Genomic DNA, 17,803 nt, shown 5'->3' with positions numbered 1-17,803 from the left:
GGGGTTCTTATGTTTTACGTGCAACGTGATGCGCTGGGCGCGCTGATTCGCGTAGAGGCTACCGCCTTTGTCGAGTCCACCGAAACCCTGCCGGCCGATCACCATGAGATCCAGGCCTGGTACGCCAACGAAGTGGTGGAAACCAGCCTGGCCCAGCTCAAGCAGAGCGACTTGGAGATGATCCGGGTACTGGATGACTTGATCCAGGTGTTGACCCGCAAAGGCGTAATCAGCGTGACCGACCTGCCGCCGGCAGCTCAGGCCAAGTTGATGGACCGTAGCCACGCGCGGGAAGCGTTGGGTGGGTTGAGCCAGTTGATCGATGATGACGAGAAAGGACTTATCTGAGCCCTGGAGCCGAACCCACATTTGAATGTTCTGATGTCAGTGTGATTTCCAGGGCGCAGGCTCGCCAAACAGCTGACCCTGCACACCAAAAATCCCCATCTCGCGAATCACCCTCAACTCGCCCTCGGTCTCCACACGCTCGGCAATCAACGGCAGATCGATGCTGTGGGCTGCGCGCTGGATAGCTTCGATAAACAGGCGTTTGTCACTCTCCTGGTCGATGGCGCGAATATAGCTGCCATCGATCTTCAAGTACGCCAGGCCCAGGCGCGCCAGGTTGCCAATCATGCTGAAGCGCCCACCGAAACGTTGCAGGCTCAGGGAGAAACCCAACTCGCGCAGGCGCTGGGTCATCTGTTCCAGCACGTGCTGTTCAGGCAGTTGCTCTTCACCGATCTCCAGAGTGAGGCGCGGGCCCAGGTTGCTGTGCTGGCGTAGCAAGTCATAAATCCGGTTCAGCGCCTGGGTGTCCTGCAAGGTTGCGGCCGAGAGGTTCAGCGCCAGGTTATGGCTGTGGTTGGCCATCTGCTTGAGTACTTGCTCGAGCATCAGGCGGTCCAGGCGGGCCGACCAGCCGAAGCGTTCCAACCAGGGCAGGAAGCGCCCGGCCGGTATTGTGTGGCCGTCTTCGTCCTGCAGGCGCGACAGGACCTTGTAGTGCAAGACCAACTGTGTGTCCTGACTGGCAACGACAGGCTGGAAGTACAGCTCAAAGCGCTGCTGGGTCAGGGCCTGGTCCAACAACCTGTGCCAGGCATGATGATCGTCACCGACGCTGGCGGCGGCGCTGTGGTCCAGGCACACCCAACTGCTGTCACCCTGCGCTTCGGCCTGGGCCAGGGCCTGGTCGGCCAGGGTCAGCAGGGTTTGGGGCGCGTCGCCATGGTTGAACGGCGCCAGGCCAATATAGGCGACCGGCGTAACATCGCTGGCACCGGTCGCTTGCAGGCTGAGCAAAGTGCTTTCGAGGTTTTGCGCCAATTGCAGCGCCTCCTCACGCATCAAACCCGGCGCCAGCACGGCGAACTCGCCGCCGCGGATACGAGTGACGAGGTTATGGGTTTCCGGGTATGGCTCGCACTGGCGCAGCAGTTGTTCGCCCACCGCTTGCAACAGCTGGTCGGTGCGCTGGCCGCCCAGGCGCTGGTTGAGGCCCGCCAGGTCCTTGACCCGCAGCAACAGCAGGTAGCCGGAACTGGTCTCTTCCGGGTTACTGACACGGGCGTTGAGCTGCATCTCGAAATAACGTCGGTTGGCGAGGCCGGTGAGGTTGTCCTGATAGGACTCGGTGCGCAGTTTTTCGCTGCGTTCGGCCTGTTCCTGGAACAGCGCCTTGAGCTTTTCCACCATCTGGTTCATGGCCTGCACCACCCGACGCAGTTCCGGCGTGCGTGGCAAATCAGGCAGGCTGAGGAACTCCCGGCGGGCAATGGCATGGGACTGCTTGACCATATAGTCCAACGGCTTCAATTGCCGGCGCAGCAACAGCCCACCTAGCACCACGCTCACCGCGCCGCACAGCAGCAACCAGCCAAGGCTACCCAACGCGCTCTGCCAGAGTTTGGCCAGGGCAAACATCGGATGGCTGACTACCTCGACCCGCGCCGCCTGCTCCCAGCCTCGGCTGACCAGGGCATCGCCACCTGCCGGCTCCAGGCCGATCAACTTCACGAACCAGTTGGGCACGCCGTTGTTGTCAGGAATACCGCTGCGCTCGACGATGGTTTTGTCGGTGGCCAGGTCCACGACGCGGATGCTGGCGTAGTAGCCGCTGTCGAAGATCGAACTGACCAGCAGCTCCACCATGGCCGGGTCGTCGATATTCGGGGTCAGCGACAGCGCCAGCGCCGTCGCCGCATCCTGGGCATGGGAGCGCAGCTGGTTGATGTATTGGGTGCGCGAGCTTTCCAGGCTGACCATGAAGCTGCCGCTGAAGGCGACCACCAGGAACAGACAGATAGCGATCAATAGTTGTTTGAACAGGGACATCCGATCAGTTACTCCTAGTTGGCAGGCTCGGCTGGAAAGCCTTCCGCACGCATTTTTCTCAACACATCCTGCCAGCGCGACAAGCGTTTGGTATCACCGACTTTCTTGTTGCCCTTGGCGCCTGGCAAGTACAGGCCCTCGGCGTTGAATGAGTACACCGGGACCAGATCGGTGCGGCGGGTAGCCGGCAGGATTTCGTCCATCAGGCTGTCGAGCACCAGCGGGATGGCGTCGGGGGTTGAATAATAGGTCAGGACCATGTGCGCACGATTCTGTCGCAAGGCCTTGACGTAGGTGATGCGCAATTTGTCGCTTGACACACCCAGATGACGCAAACTGAAATACTTTGCGATCGCGTAGTCTTCGCAGTCACCGGCCCCCTTCCAAAGGGCTTCGACGGGTGTCTCCCAATAGTCGATGACGTGCCAGAGGTCGATGTCCTCGACGTAGGTCATTTGCTTGTTGAAGAACAAGTTAACCACCTTGAGCTGCTCTGACTCGCTGACCTGTTTTTCAGTCGCCAATAGCCGTTGCCAGGCGTCGATACGCTGCTGGCCTTGGCCCAGCGGCCCGTATACGGCGGTAGCCTTGCGGCTGATCTGCGAGAAATCCCAATCGGCACGCAGCCCGCCAAGCATCAGGCCAGCCAATAAAATTGCCGATAAACACCAGCAAAGGATTCGATAGGGAATAAAACTTACCGCCAAGGCGTTCAGTCCATGAAAGAGACGGAATTTCAAGGGATGGTGAAGCCTCGCCCTACAAAAAACAATGGCACAGTGCAATCATTCATCAATGGACTGAGTTTATAACCGCCCCTTGTGGGACTCACAAAGTAGGCTGCGTAAGCCCTTACAAACGGAAACTTAGGCTGTTTGACAAGCGCCTGACCCATCTCTAGTGTGCATTGGATCCAATTAGCCAAACTATTGTTCAAAAAAGGAGGATAGCGTAACCGTGACGCAGAAGCCGAACCCTTTAAGCAGCATCAAAATCAGCGGGCCTATTCCCGCCCATCTTGCTCGCTCCGTAATTGAAGAAACACTGCGCAACGCCATTCTCGATGGTCGATTGCCCTGTGGCACTGCGATGCGCCAGCAGGAGCTGGCCAGCTTGTTCGGCGTCAGCCGCATGCCCGTGCGCGAAGCCTTGCGCCAGCTGGAGGCGCAATCCTTGCTGCATGTGGTGACTCACAAGGGTGCCGTGGTTGCGCCCTTGATCGAGGACAATTCGGCTGAGACCTATGCCTTGCGCATGCTGCTGGAATCCGAAGCACTGCGCTTGTCGATTCCATTGCTCACCGAGAAAGATCTGTCCGAGGCCGAGGCGTGCATCAATGCGCTGGAATGCGAAAAGGACTATACCGAGATTGGTCGCCTCAATCGGCTGTTCCACATGGTTCTGTATGGCAAGGCACCCAACCAGCGACTGCTCACCTTGGTCGAGCACGGTCTGAATGAAGAGGAGCGCTTCCTGCGCTTCAACCTTGAGGCGATGGGACTAGGCGAGTCGTCCCAGGAGGACCACCGTGAATTGCTGAACCTGGTGGCACAGAAGAAGGTCGACGAGAGCATCCTGACGCTGCGTAATCACTTGATGCGTGGGATGGAGGTCATAGCCACCTACCTCAAGGGGCTTGAAACCACCGAAAAAAAAGCCGAGCAATAGAACCCTCGGCCCTCTATCGCGCTTTACCCCTGCGGGGCAACTTCCCTGGGAAGTTGCCACATTGGCAGACGGAAAACCCACTTAAACTTAATTAAATCGAGGAAACATCCGACACTGGGAATAGACAATTCACTTAAGAAAAACTACACAGAAAAAACATCTAATACATTTATAAGCCAGCCCAAACGTTTAATCAGTTTATTATCCTTTCCCGAAAAACCACACCTCCAAGTCCGCAGTGCACGTCTATGTCAGTGCTGCGCCGTGTGCGTTGTGTGGTCTCGATTTAACGTTCCCCTTCTATCTTACAACTACAAAATCCCAACACGGCTTTTGAGCACCTGCAACAATTCATAGGCGTCAACCATGTATCAAGAATTGCTTGAACAAAAAAAACTACAACTTTTCAATCATCCATTATTTACAGAAACAACTTCACTTAACAAGTTACAGCATTTCATGGAAAACCATGTATTTGCCGTCTGGGACTTCATGACCCTGACTAAACGCCTGCAACAGGACCTGACCTGTACACAGATACCCTGGCTCCCACCTGCGGACTCACAGGCTGCCCGCTTGATCAATGAAATAGTGCTGGGCGAGGAGTCAGACGAACACCCGACGCGGGGCTATTGCAGCCACTTCGAGCTGTACCTGGACGCCATGACGGAGGTCGGCGCCAGCACTGTCGCCATTAACCGCCTGATCGACCTGCAACGCGAGGGTGTGGAGGTCAGTGCCGCCTTGCACATGATCGATGCGCCACCAGGGGCGGCCCGCTTTGTCGACAGCACGGTGCAGGTCGCCTTGAGCGCCCCGACTCACTGCGTCGCGGCGGCTTTCCTGCATGGCCGTGAGAGTGTCATTCCGTCGATGTTCCAGCGGCTGTTGCACAGTCATGCGCTCATTGATCATGAGGCATCCACCTTATGTCACTACCTCAATCGTCACATCGAAATGGACAGCCACGACCATGGGCCGGCAGCGGAGCAATTGCTCAAGCGCCTGGTCGGAGCAGACCCGATTCGCCAGAAGCAAGCAGATAATGCGGCCCTCGACGCCGTGGAAAGTCGCATTACCTTTTGGGACGCAGTGCTGACTTCGATGCAAGGGGTACGCCAATGAACGTTGTCAATTATCGATCCTTTGCCGATGACTGGGAGCGGCGCGCGACCATTCGAACACGCCCCCGGCGCTTGCTGGAGGACGACAACAAACTCATCTTCCCTCTGTGCCGCCAGCCCCTCGTGCTGAGCGCGACCTTCCTCGAGCAGTGCCCACAGTGGCGCGACTTCGTGCTGGTACAAAGTTTCTATAAATTCATCAATGACGTGGTGATCTTCGAAACCGAGATCGTCGACAAGACCGCTCGCAACATCGCCAAGAACCGTTTTTCACCGCCCTTCCCGCTCGCCTGCCGGTACGACGCGATGACCGTCGTGGTGGACGAGGACTATCACGCGTTGGTCGCGTTGGATTTCCTGCAACAAGCCGTGGAAATGACCGGTATCCAGCCGCTTGATCTGCCTGGGCAAATCGAATTGAGCCGCGCATTGCCGGCGGCACAGGCGCAGGTGCCAGCACATTTGCACGACGCCGTTGAGTTGATCGGCGTGGCCATTGCCGAAAACACCGTGACACATGACGTGGCAGCGTTCTCCAAGGATGACAGCGTCAAGTCATCCATCCGCGGCCTGATGGCCGACCACCTGTTTGATGAGGGTCGCCACGCACAGTTCTGGACCCAGTTGGTGCGTCTCTACTGGCAATCGGCAAACCCGCATGAGCGCGACAGCATTGCTCAAGCTTTGCCCGTTTTCCTGGAGCATTACCTGACCAACGACCTGCAGAAGGACTTTGATCTGCACCTGATCGAACACTTGGAGATCAGCGCAGACACGCGTCTGGCACTGCGCCATGAAGTCTCTGCGCTGGATTTCCCCATCACCCACCAACATCCGCTGATAGGCAACATAATGAGCTTGCTGCGTCACAGCGGCGTGCTGCAGACACCCAGCGTGGCTCGGGCGCTGAGCAGCTACCTGCCTGCGGCGGGGAGGTCGGCATGAAACGTTTGACGATAGCGTGGGGCGCCGCCAGCAACGTCCTGGACCCCGTCAAGCAAGTGCTGGAACAGTACGGTCATGCCTCGGGAACGGGGCCTGTCGACCTGGTGATTGAAGACGGTAGCCGGCCGCCGGCGCAATTATCCACCGACGCTTACTGGATGAGTTTGCGCATGGGCATTGGCCCGGTGTCCGAGAATGGACTGCCAGCCCTGCAATTTCGCTGCTATGACCGTGAACGACGCCTGTTGGCTGTGTACGACGTCGCAGAGGAACCCAGCGGCAATGGGCAGCGATTGCGTCACCAGGCAACGAACGCACTGGTGGAATGGCTCGCCTTGTTGGTTAGTAGATATTCCAGGGACCCAGCCTGTTTCACCGTTGTGGTCACCCCTAACGACTGGCCCGAACACAGTCTGCCAGCGCTGGAAACCTTGGCGTTCAAGCATCGATTCAATCGCACGGCGGATCCAGCGCTGTTGCAGGCGGCCCAGACCCCCATGATTGAACGGCTGCAAGCCAGCCTGGACAAGTTCGCCACTCGAACAGCGTTGAATATCGCGGGCAACCTGCTGACTTATCAGCAGCTCCAGGCACACGCCTTGGCGATCCAGCAGCGTCTGCTTCCACTGCTGGAGGGCATCGAAACTCAACCCGTGGTCGGCGTTTGCCTGGCAAAGTCCGTCGAGCTGTACGCAAGCATCCTTGCGGTGCTGGGGAGTGGTGCGGTGTATTTGCCTCTGGCGCCCGACCATCCGGTGCAGCGCCAACAGCAGATGCTGGAAGGCGCCGGCGCTTGTGTATTGCTGGAGAATGGACTGCATCCGCTGCGAGATCGCCTCGCCTCATTGGATGTCAGCAAGATCGAACCGTGCACCATCGCCCGTGCGCTACCACTGATGCGTGAACGTCCCAGTGCCGACACACCGTGCATGGCGCTTTTCACCTCGGGTACTACCGGATTTCCCAAGGGGGTGCTGCTTAGCCAATACAATCTGGCGCATTTCACCGCCTGGCTCGGCGCTTGTGTAGAGATGAGTGAAGAGAGCCGCGTGTTGCAGTTTTCGCCGTTGAGCTTCGACTCTTCATTGATCGATATTTTCCCTGCCTTGATAGCCGGCGCCGAGTTGATTATCCCCAGCACCGATCAACGTCACGACCCTCGACAACTGGTCGAATTGATTCGCGGGCAACGCGTCACCCATGGTTTTCTACCGCCGGCGCTGCTCAGCATCCTGCCGCTGGATCAGCCATTGGGTCTTACTCATCTACTCACTGGAGGCGATTTCTGCGAGCCCTATGTAATCGAACGACTGGCAGGCCAATGTCAGTTGCATAACTTCTATGGACCGACGGAGACCACGGTGCTGGCAACCCATAGAGTGTTCCGGCACGGCGACGGCCCTCGCAACGTCGGCCATCCCATCGCCAACAGCCAGGTGTTGATTCTCGACGAAAACCTGCAGCCGGTGGATGAACAGGTGCTGGGCGATTTGTATATTGCAGGCCCGGGGGTGAGCCTGGGTTATTTGAATGTACCGCAACGGGCCGACAGCCCTTTTGTTGCACTGACACTGCCTGACGGGCAGTTGCTGCACGCTTACCGTAGCGGTGACCTGGCGAAATGGACTCAGGACGGCATCGAGTTGGGTGGGCGTCGGGATGACCAAGTCAAAATTCGCGGATTCCGGGTCGAGCCCCTGGAAATCGAACAATGCCTGCGCAACAGTCGGTTGTTTCGCCAAGTGGCCGTAGTGATTGACCCGGGCCTCAGGGTCATCGCTTTTGTCACTCAACCCGAACCCAGCGCCACGCTGGCTGACTTGAAACAGTATGCCCGCCAGTGGCTGCCTGAACATATGCAGCCCGTCATCTGGAACGAGTTAGCGCGCATGCCGGGCTCGAGTAACGGCAAGATCGATCGCAATGCATTGCTGGCCATGCCGTTGTCCATCCCTCAAGAAGTGACGCGCAGCTGTGCTCAGACCGATCTGCAAAAGCAGTTGGTAGACCTGTGGGCGCAATTGCTGGCGTTACCCGCTGGCAAATTATCGATTGATGACAGCTTTTTCAATCTGGGCGGCCATTCCATCCTCTTGTCGACGTTATTGCTGCGCGTGCGCGAGCGGTTTGGCCGCAGCCTCTCCCTCAACCACTTTTTCGAGGCACCGACAATCCGCACATTGGCCGCCCTGATGGAAGGTGGTGTGTTGCCGGATACACCCGGCAGCCAAATGGAGAAAGATGCATCACAAGTGTTGGAAATTAAGATACTGCCCGAGGCCCGCTTGGGCGATCCGCGTAAAGTGATCGTCACCGGGGCGAATAGCTTTGTCGGGGCGCATATCGTCCACGCGCTGCTGGCTGCAGGAGCACAAGAGGTAGCGTGCCTTGTGCGGGAACTGCCAGGTCAATCGGCAACAGCAAGGTTTACCCAGGCCTTGCGTGAATACCATCTGGAACATCTGGACCTGAGCCGAGTGCAAGTATACGCCGCCGACATTCGCCAACCTCGCCTGGGCTTGGCATGCAATGTGTACGACCGCCTCGCTCGCGATTATGGCGTGGTGGTGCACAACGCGGCACAGGTCAATCATGTGATGGACTATGTGTCACTCGCCAAAGACAACGTCGAACCGGCCCTTGAGTGCCTGCGTCTTTGCGAGACCCATTGTAAAAAGGTGCTCAACTTCATCTCTACCCTATCAGCCTGCAGCAGCGTGGACGCCGATGGGTACGTCCTTGAAGCCCCTGCCGGGCACGCGTTACCGCTCTATGTGAAAAATGGCTATAACCTTACCAAGTGGGTGGCAGAACGGCTGTTAGGGCGGGCGAGGGAGCAAGGGGCCTGGGTGAATATCCATCGGCCCGGGAATATCAGCTTCAACAGTCAGAACGGTGTTTGCCAGCCGCAGAAAAATCGATTGATGTTGATGCTCAAGGGCTCCCTGCAATTGGGAGTGGCACCCCGCCTGAACGTGAACTTCGATTTGATGCCGGTGGACTTCCTGGCTGGGTTCATTGCCTTTCACAGCGCCCGCTTTACCCCTGGGCGGAACATATTCAACCTGCACAACCCGCAGCCCTTGAGCTGGGATCAGTATCTCGACGCGTTCAGCGAGGCCGGGCACGCCTTCGATCGGGTAGGCATTGAACACTGGCAACGGACGCTGCAAACGGTGAGTCGTGATAATGCGCTGTTTCGCGTGCTGGGCTTTTACCTGGACGGACTTGGCGAAGACATCGGCGACACTTCGATGATCCGTTACGACAATGCCCGCTGGGGCCTGGAAAAGATGGGTATGGACTATCCGCCAAAGAACCCGGAGCTGTTACGCAAGGGCTGTGACTACCTCACGGCCATCGGCTTCCTCTGAACTGCTTCAGGACTCCCCCATGAAACCGCTGCAACCCGATACGTTAATTCGCAATCCGATCGGTACACCGATTGTGGCTTCCGTCGTAGTCCCGTGTGAGGCTAAACGCCTGTGGGACGTGGTCGGTAGCTTTGATAGTTTTGATACCTTCATCCCAAGCCTGTCACACACCGAGATGACGGGTGTTGGCGTAGGCGCATTGCGCACTAAATTTTTCCACGATGGCCATTGCGTCGTGGAGCAACTGAACAGCCGAGACGAAAGCGCCATGTACATGACGTGGACCACCCTCTACAACACTTTGGGCGTGGCGCGCTTATGGGCAGCAATGAGTGTGGAAGCACTTGGCGCCCAGTGTTCCAAGGCAACCTGGACGCTGGTGGGCGAGCCGCAGGAAACGACTCAAGCTGAGTTTGAACAGTTTGCACAGACGTTCGCCGACAGCGCGTTGGAGAATGTGCGCCGGATGCTTGGCTAAGCAGTCGGAGCGAGGCCTCTCGCTCCGATGCAGTCAGGTTCAGATTTTGAAGCTATCGACCAATTGCTTCAATCGACTGGCCTGCTGGGACAGCGCATCGCAGTCCTTGAGCGTCTCGTTGAGGTTGGCCACGCCCTGCTGGTTCAGCAGGTTGATCTGGTTGATGTCAACGTTGAGGGTTTCAACGACTGCGGTCTGTTCTTCGGTTGCTGCCGCAACCGACTGGTTCATGCCATCTATTTCAACGATGCGCTGCGTCACGCTGACCAGGCGCTCACCCGCCTGGTTGGCCACTTCAACGCTTTCTTCACTGGAGACCTGACTGGCATTCATGGTGGTCACTGCTTCTCGGGACCCCACTTGCAGGGAAGTGATCATCTTGTGGATCTCTTCTGCCGACTCTTGGGTACGGTGCGCCAGGTTACGCACTTCATCAGCCACCACTGCAAATCCACGTCCGGCTTCGCCGGCACGGGCAGCCTCGATCGCCGCGTTAAGGGCGAGCAAGTTGGTTTGCTGGGAGATACCTTTGATGACATCAAGAATATGACCGATGTTGTCGGTACTGGCATTCAAGGTTTCGATCTGAGTGCAGGACAGGCTGATCTTCTGCGACAGCTCCGACATCGCCTGGATGGTTTGCTCAACCACCTTACGCCCATCGTCAGCTTGCTCGCTGGCACCGCTGGCATGCTGCGAAGCATCTGCGGCGTTGCGCGCGATTTCTTGGGTAGCGGCACCCAGTTCGTTGATCGCAGCTGCGACGCTGTTGGTGCGAGCACTCTGTTCGTCGGAACCGATGATCGAGGCATTAGACGATGCCATTACACGCTGGGATAGATCGTGCACCTGCCGTGTTGCCGAAGACACCTCGGAAATCGAGGCGTGGATCCGCTCGACGAACTGGTTGAACGCACTACCGACTTCGCCGAATTCGTCTTTGCTGGTTACGTCTAGGCGGCGGGTCAAATCACCTTCGCCTTGGGCAATGTCCTTCATGGCAACGCCCATGGTAGTCAACGGACGCAGCAATACTTGGATAAGCAAGCTCAGGAGCACAGCAATGGCCACGACAGCAATCAACATCGCAATCAACGCTGAGGTACGGAATTTACCCAAAGGGGCATAGGCTTTTTCTTTATCAATCGACAGGCCGATGTACCAGTCGGCGCCAGGCAAACCGCTGATAGGCGTGAACGACAGAATGCGATCCTGGTGATTGAGGACGACGTCCTGGTTGACCTTTTCGATGCGTACGTTGTTGCCAGAGTAGATGTCCTTGAGGTTTTTCATCACCTGGTCCTGGTCAGGGCTGACGATGACTTGACCATCACCGCTGACCAGGAATGCATGGCCGATGCCGCCGAAGTCTACCGAATTGATGATCTTCACCAGGGTTTGCAGACTCAGGTCGCCGCCGACAACACCCAACAATTCGCCGTTCTTCTTCACAGGCATGGCAATTGTCACGATCTGGCCGCCCACAGCCGCCATATAAGGCGGAGTAAGCATGGTTTTGTCCGCTACTACCGCTTGCTTGTACCAAGGGCGCTGACGAGGGTCGTAGTCGTCAGGCATCTTCGCATCAGGACGCTGAGTGAACACGCCGTTGGTCTGACCCACGTAGGTGAACTGGAAGTTGGAGGTGAGCGCTGGCTGATCGACCAGCCCGGGAAGGTCGGCCGCATTGCCCTGATGAGCTACGTTCTGCGCCAGGTTCTCGAGGACCAGGATGCGACCACTGAGCCAGTTCTGCACACTGCTGGCAGTGAGTTCGCCGGATTGTTGAATGGACGAGGCCAGGTTTTGCTTGATCGTGTTGCGTTGTAGATAGTCGTTGTACAGCGTGAATAACGCGAAGGCTAAAACCACGACGCCTGACGCGGCCAACAGAATTTTATGACTGAACTTGAGATTCATTTCATCGACTTCTTTTGCCAAAGGGGTGAGCGTGCCGAGTGGAACATTCCATGTAACGGGATAGGCGGACTCTACGGTCGCTCTATTTCGGTGCACGCATGGCTCGTCAGGGTTTCGGCCAAACTTCGACAAATCTTAGGAATTTGTGAGAAGCATCTTCTTTTAGCGTAGGAAACCGACAGACGGCTGGTTAGCGGAATTGTTGTTTTGGGTCGCCCTAAACGACAAAACCCCTGTCTGCGCTAGCAGACAGGGGTTTCGGAATTCAATCTTGACGATGACCTACTCTCACATGGGGAAACCCCACACTACCATCGGCGATGCATCGTTTCACTGCTGAGTTCGGGATGGGATCAGGTGGTTCCAATGCTCTATGGTCGTCAAGAAATTCTGTGTACCAGGCCGTTGCGTTGGCAACGGGCCGGTGAAATTCATGAGTTTCTATATAAACAAAACCCCTGTCTGCGTTAGCAAACAGGGGTTTTGGAATTTAATCTTGACGATGACCTACTCTCACATGGGGAAACCCCACACTACCATCGGCGATGCATCGTTTCACTACTGAGTTCGGGATGGGATCAGGTGGTTCCAATGCTCTATGGTCGTCAAGAAATTCGGGTACTGAGTCGTGACCAGCTGGCCTCGCTTCAGCAAATTGGGTATGTGACAGCTGTCGGTGCTTTGTGAGCGTCGAACTTTCGGTTCATTTCGTCTTCACACACCGCAATCTGATGCTCGTTAGAGTAGTCAAATTGCTTGGGTGTTATATGGTCAAGCCTCACGGGCAATTAGTATTGGTTAGCTCAACGCCTCACAGCGCTTACACACCCAACCTATCAACGTCGTAGTCTTCGACGGCCCTTCAGGGGACTCAAGGTCCCAGTGAGATCTCATCTTGAGGCTAGTTTCCCGCTTAGATGCTTTCAGCGGTTATCTATTCCGAACATAGCTACCCGGCAATGCCACTGGCGTGACAACCGGAACACCAGAGGTTCGTCCACTCCGGTCCTCTCGTACTAGGAGCAGCCCCTCTCAAATCTCAAACGTCCACGGCAGATAGGGACCGAACTGTCTCACGACGTTCTAAACCCAGCTCGCGTACCACTTTAAATGGCGAACAGCCATACCCTTGGGACCGGCTTCAGCCCCAGGATGTGATGAGCCGACATCGAGGTGCCAAACACCGCCGTCGATATGAACTCTTGGGCGGTATCAGCCTGTTATCCCCGGAGTACCTTTTATCCGTTGAGCGATGGCCCTTCCATACAGAACCACCGGATCACTAAGACCTACTTTCGTACCTGCTCGACGTGTCTGTCTCGCAGTCAAGCGCGCTTTTGCCTTTATACTCTACGACCGATTTCCGACCGGTCTGAGCGCACCTTCGTACTCCTCCGTTACTCTTTAGGAGGAGACCGCCCCAGTCAAACTACCCACCATACACTGTCCTCGATCCGGATAACGGACCTGAGTTAGAACCTCAAAGTTGCCAGGGTGGTATTTCAAGGTTGGCTCCACGCAGACTGGCGTCCACGCTTCAAAGCCTCCCACCTATCCTACACAAGCAAATTCAAAGTCCAGTGCAAAGCTATAGTAAAGGTTCACGGGGTCTTTCCGTCTAGCCGCGGATACACTGCATCTTCACAGCGATTTCAATTTCACTGAGTCTCGGGTGGAGACAGCGCCGCCATCGTTACGCCATTCGTGCAGGTCGGAACTTACCCGACAAGGAATTTCGCTACCTTAGGACCGTTATAGTTACGGCCGCCGTTTACCGGGGCTTCGATCAAGAGCTTCGCGTTAGCTAACCCCATCAATTAACCTTCCGGCACCGGGCAGGCGTCACACCCTATACGTCCACTTTCGTGTTTGCAGAGTGCTGTGTTTTTAATAAACAGTCGCAGCGGCCTGGTATCTTCGACCGGCATGAGCTTACGGAGCAAGTCCTTCACCCTCACCGGCGCACCTTCTCCCGAAGTTACGGTGCCATTTTGCCTAGTTCCTTCACCCGAGTTCTCTCAAGCGCCTTGGTATTCTCTACCCAACCACCTGTGTCGGTTTGGGGTACGGTTCCTGGTTACCTGAAGCTTAGAAGCTTTTCTTGGAAGCATGGCATCAACCACTTCGTCATCTAAAAGATGACTCGTCATCAGCTCTCGGCCTTAAGATCCCGGATTTACCTAAGATCTCAGCCTACCACCTTAAACTTGGACAACCAACGCCAAGCTGGCCTAGCCTTCTCCGTCCCTCCATCGCAATAACCAGAAGTACAGGAATATTAACCTGTTTTCCATCGACTACGCTTTTCAGCCTCGCCTTAGGGACCGACTAACCCTGCGTCGATTAACGTTGCGCAGGAAACCTTGGTCTTTCGGCGTGGGTGTTTTTCACACCCATTGTCGTTACTCATGTCAGCATTCGCACTTCTGATACCTCCAGCAAGCTTCTCAACTCACCTTCACAGGCTTACAGAACGCTCCTCTACCGCATCACTTACGTGATACCCGTAGCTTCGGTGTATGGTTTGAGCCCCGTTACATCTTCCGCGCAGGCCGACTCGACTAGTGAGCTATTACGCTTTCTTTAAAGGGTGGCTGCTTCTAAGCCAACCTCCTAGCTGTCTAAGCCTTCCCACATCGTTTCCCACTTAACCATAACTTTGGGACCTTAGCTGACGGTCTGGGTTGTTTCCCTTTTCACGACGGACGTTAGCACCCGCCGTGTGTCTCCCATGCTCGGCACTTGTAGGTATTCGGAGTTTGCATCGGTTTGGTAAGTCGGGATGACCCCCTAGCCGAAACAGTGCTCTACCCCCTACAGTGATACATGAGGCGCTACCTAAATAGCTTTCGAGGAGAACCAGCTATCTCCGAGCTTGATTAGCCTTTCACTCCGATCCACAGGTCATCCGCTAACTTTTCAACGGTAGTCGGTTCGGTCCTCCAGTTAGTGTTACCCAACCTTCAACCTGCCCATGGATAGATCGCCCGGTTTCGGGTCTATTCCCAGCGACTAGACGCCCTATTAAGACTCGCTTTCGCTACGCCTCCCCTATTCGGTTAAGCTCGCCACTGAAAATAAGTCGCTGACCCATTATACAAAAGGTACGCAGTCACCCAACAAAGTGGGCTCCCACTGCTTGTACGCATACGGTTTCAGGATCTATTTCACTCCCCTCTCCGGGGTTCTTTTCGCCTTTCCCTCACGGTACTAGTTCACTATCGGTCAGTCAGTAGTATTTAGCCTTGGAGGATGGTCCCCCCATATTCAGACAAAGTTTCTCGTGCTCCGTCCTACTCGATTTCATGACTAAGAGATTTTCGCGTACAGGGCTATCACCCACTATGGCCGCACTTTCCAGAGCGTTCCGCTAATCTCAAAGCCACTTAAGGGCTAGTCCCCGTTCGCTCGCCACTACTAAGGGAATCTCGGTTGATTTCTTTTCCTCAGGGTACTTAGATGTTTCAGTTCCCCTGGTTCGCCTCTTGCACCTATGTATTCAGTACAAGATAACCATCTTATGATGGCTGGGTTCCCCCATTCAGACATCTCCGGATCAAAGTCTGTTTGCCGACTCCCCGAAGCTTTTCGCAGGCTACCACGTCTTTCATCGCCTCTGACTGCCAAGGCATCCACCGTATGCGCTTCTTCACTTGACCATATAACCCCAAGCAATCTGGTTATACTGTGAAGACGACATTCGCCGAAAATTCGAATTTCTCAATTAAGAGAACTCACAAATTTTACCTTAGCCTGATCCGTTACCAGTGAAAGTAACGTTCAGTCTATCTTTCTATCACATACCCAAATTTTTAAAGAACGAACTAGTCAAAGACTAGAAATCAACATTCACCATCACAGCGATGGAATGCTCATTTCTAAGCTTTATACAAACAGAAGCAGTAGTGGTGGAGCCAAACGGGATCGAACCGTTGACCTCCTGCGTGCAAGGCAGGCGCTCTCCCAGCTGAGCTATGGCCCCGTATTTCTACAGGCGTTTCCCACACAAAATTGGTGGGTCTGGGCAGATTCGAACTGCCGACCTCACCCTTATCAGGGGTGCGCTCTAACCAACTGAGCTACAGACCCAATTTCGGGCTGCTTCTTATCGTCTTCTTCAATGAATCAAGCAATTCGTGTGGGAACTTATGGAGCAGCTGATGTCGTCGATTAAGGAGGTGATCCAGCCGCAGGTTCCCCTACGGCTACCTTGTTACGACTTCACCCCAGTCATGAATCACACCGTGGTAACCGTCCTCCCGAAGGTTAGACTAGCTACTTCTGGTGCAACCCACTCCCATGGTGTGACGGGCGGTGTGTACAAGGCCCGGGAACGTATTCACCGCGACATTCTGATTCGCGATTACTAGCGATTCCGACTTCACGCAGTCGAGTTGCAGACTGCGATCCGGACTACGATCGGTTTTCTGGGATTAGCTCCACCTCGCGGCTTGGCAACCCTCTGTACCGACCATTGTAGCACGTGTGTAGCCCAGGCCGTAAGGGCCATGATGACTTGACGTCATCCCCACCTTCCTCCGGTTTGTCACCGGCAGTCTCCTTAGAGTGCCCACCATTACGTGCTGGTAACTAAGGACAAGGGTTGCGCTCGTTACGGGACTTAACCCAACATCTCACGACACGAGCTGACGACAGCCATGCAGCACCTGTCTCAATGTTCCCGAAGGCACCAATCTATCTCTAGAAAGTTCATTGGATGTCAAGGCCTGGTAAGGTTCTTCGCGTTGCTTCGAATTAAACCACATGCTCCACCGCTTGTGCGGGCCCCCGTCAATTCATTTGAGTTTTAACCTTGCGGCCGTACTCCCCAGGCGGTCAACTTAATGCGTTAGCTGCGCCACTAAGAGCTCAAGGCTCCCAACGGCTAGTTGACATCGTTTACGGCGTGGACTACCAGGGTATCTAATCCTGTTTGCTCCCCACGCTTTCGCACCTCAGTGTCAGTATCAGTCCAGGTGGTCGCCTTCGCCACTGGTGTTCCTTCCTATATCTACGCATTTCACCGCTACACAGGAAATTCCACCACCCTCTACCATACTCTAGTCAGTCAGTTTTGAATGCAGTTCCCAGGTTGAGCCCGGGGATTTCACATCCAACTTAACAAACCACCTACGCGCGCTTTACGCCCAGTAATTCCGATTAACGCTTGCACCCTCTGTATTACCGCGGCTGCTGGCACAGAGTTAGCCGGTGCTTATTCTGTCGGTAACGTCAAAATTGCAGAGTATTAATCTACAACCCTTCCTCCCAACTTAAAGTGCTTTACAATCCGAAGACCTTCTTCACACACGCGGCATGGCTGGATCAGGCTTTCGCCCATTGTCCAATATTCCCCACTGCTGCCTCCCGTAGGAGTCTGGACCGTGTCTCAGTTCCAGTGTGACTGATCATCCTCTCAGACCAGTTACGGATCGTCGCCTTGGTGAGCCATTACCCCACCAACTAGCTAATCCGACCTAGGCTCATCTGATAGCGCAAGGCCCGAAGGTCCCCTGCTTTCTCCCGTAGGACGTATGCGGTATTAGCGTCCGTTTCCGAACGTTATCCCCCACTACCAGGCAGATTCCTAGGCATTACTCACCCGTCCGCCGCTCTCAAGAGAAGCAAGCTTCTCTCTACCGCTCGACTTGCATGTGTTAGGCCTGCCGCCAGCGTTCAATCTGAGCCATGATCAAACTCTTCAGTTCAAACATCTTTGGGTTTTTAAGAAACCCTAAACTTGGCTCAGCAATCGTTGGTTACATCTTTGATTTCTCGCGGAGTAACTTGTGATGCTGATAATCTTGTTGACTATCAGTCTGACTCCACAAGCACCCACACGAATTGCTTGATTCAGTTGTTAAAGAGCGGTTGGTTAAGAGCTTTCGTCTCAACCGAGGCGCGCATTCTACAGCAGCCTCATTTGCTGTCAAGTGATTATTTTCAGAAGCTTTCGA

General features: G+C 55.3%; 9 protein-coding genes, 2 tRNA genes and 4 rRNA genes. 6 read left to right on the top strand and 9 right to left on the bottom strand.

Annotation, left to right across the window (positions count from 1 at the left end; genetic code table 11):
- The first annotated feature begins 9 nt into the window (after positions 1-9).
- Positions 10-348, top strand: a complete 339-nt coding sequence (locus tag BLU48_RS29095) for a hypothetical protein (protein ID WP_057025710.1) — start codon at positions 10-12, stop codon at positions 346-348.
- Between the two features lie 36 nt (positions 349-384).
- On the opposite strand, the gene lapD is transcribed toward BLU48_RS29095, so the two are convergent.
- A complete protein-coding gene (gene lapD / locus BLU48_RS29090) occupies positions 385-2,337 on the bottom strand; it encodes a cyclic di-GMP receptor LapD (protein ID WP_057025709.1) in 1,953 nt (650 codons plus the stop codon).
- A gap of 14 nt (positions 2,338-2,351) precedes the next feature.
- Positions 2,352-2,975, bottom strand: coding sequence for a cysteine protease LapG (lapG, locus tag BLU48_RS29085; RefSeq protein ID WP_225924429.1), 624 nt, complete (start codon positions 2,973-2,975; stop codon positions 2,352-2,354).
- A 319-nt stretch (positions 2,976-3,294) separates the two neighbouring features.
- On the opposite strand from lapG, the gene BLU48_RS29080 reads away from it, so the two are divergent.
- From BLU48_RS29080 to BLU48_RS29060, 5 genes are all read left to right on the top strand, one after another.
- A complete protein-coding gene (locus BLU48_RS29080) occupies positions 3,295-4,005 on the top strand; it encodes a GntR family transcriptional regulator (protein ID WP_057025707.1) in 711 nt (236 codons plus the stop codon).
- Positions 4,006-4,371: 366 nt separating this feature from the next.
- Complete coding sequence (locus tag BLU48_RS29075) at positions 4,372-5,130, top strand: DUF3050 domain-containing protein (protein WP_057025706.1); 759 nt, start codon at positions 4,372-4,374, stop codon at positions 5,128-5,130.
- On the top strand, positions 5,127-6,074 hold the full coding sequence (locus tag BLU48_RS29070) for a diiron oxygenase (protein ID WP_057025705.1): 948 nt from the start codon (positions 5,127-5,129) through the stop codon (positions 6,072-6,074). Before BLU48_RS29075 ends, BLU48_RS29070 begins: the two co-directional genes overlap by 4 nt.
- Positions 6,071-9,448, top strand: coding sequence for an amino acid adenylation domain-containing protein (locus BLU48_RS29065; protein ID WP_057025704.1), 3,378 nt, complete (start codon positions 6,071-6,073; stop codon positions 9,446-9,448). Before BLU48_RS29070 ends, BLU48_RS29065 begins: the two co-directional genes overlap by 4 nt.
- A gap of 19 nt (positions 9,449-9,467) precedes the next feature.
- Entirely contained in the window at positions 9,468-9,926 is a 459-nt protein-coding gene (locus BLU48_RS29060; protein ID WP_057025703.1) for an SRPBCC family protein, read from the top strand.
- Positions 9,927-9,965: 39 nt separating this feature from the next.
- On the opposite strand, the gene BLU48_RS29055 is transcribed toward BLU48_RS29060, so the two are convergent.
- The 7 genes from BLU48_RS29055 to BLU48_RS29025 form a co-directional block, all read right to left on the bottom strand.
- The gene (locus BLU48_RS29055) at positions 9,966-11,846 is read right to left on the bottom strand and encodes a methyl-accepting chemotaxis protein (RefSeq protein WP_043051464.1); all 1,881 of its coding nucleotides are present in this window, start codon (positions 11,844-11,846) and stop codon (positions 9,966-9,968) included.
- A gap of 269 nt (positions 11,847-12,115) precedes the next feature.
- Positions 12,116-12,231 (bottom strand): 5S ribosomal RNA (rrf, locus tag BLU48_RS29050).
- Between the two features lie 109 nt (positions 12,232-12,340).
- Positions 12,341-12,456, bottom strand: a 5S ribosomal RNA gene (rrf, locus tag BLU48_RS29045).
- A gap of 157 nt (positions 12,457-12,613) precedes the next feature.
- A 23S ribosomal RNA gene (locus BLU48_RS29040) occupies positions 12,614-15,505 on the bottom strand.
- Positions 15,506-15,752: 247 nt separating this feature from the next.
- Positions 15,753-15,828: transfer RNA gene (locus BLU48_RS29035), tRNA-Ala, on the bottom strand.
- 30 nt (positions 15,829-15,858) lie between these two features.
- Positions 15,859-15,935 (bottom strand) — tRNA-Ile (locus BLU48_RS29030).
- Between the two features lie 82 nt (positions 15,936-16,017).
- A 16S ribosomal RNA gene (locus BLU48_RS29025) occupies positions 16,018-17,554 on the bottom strand.
- Together the 16S, 23S and 5S rRNA genes with 2 tRNA genes alongside form the textbook arrangement of a ribosomal RNA operon.
- Positions 17,555-17,803 lie beyond the last annotated feature (249 nt).

Source organism: Pseudomonas synxantha (assembly GCF_900105675.1).
Lineage (GTDB): Bacteria > Pseudomonadota > Gammaproteobacteria > Pseudomonadales > Pseudomonadaceae > Aquipseudomonas > Aquipseudomonas synxantha.
This window is presented reverse-complemented; position numbering and strand designations above follow the sequence as displayed.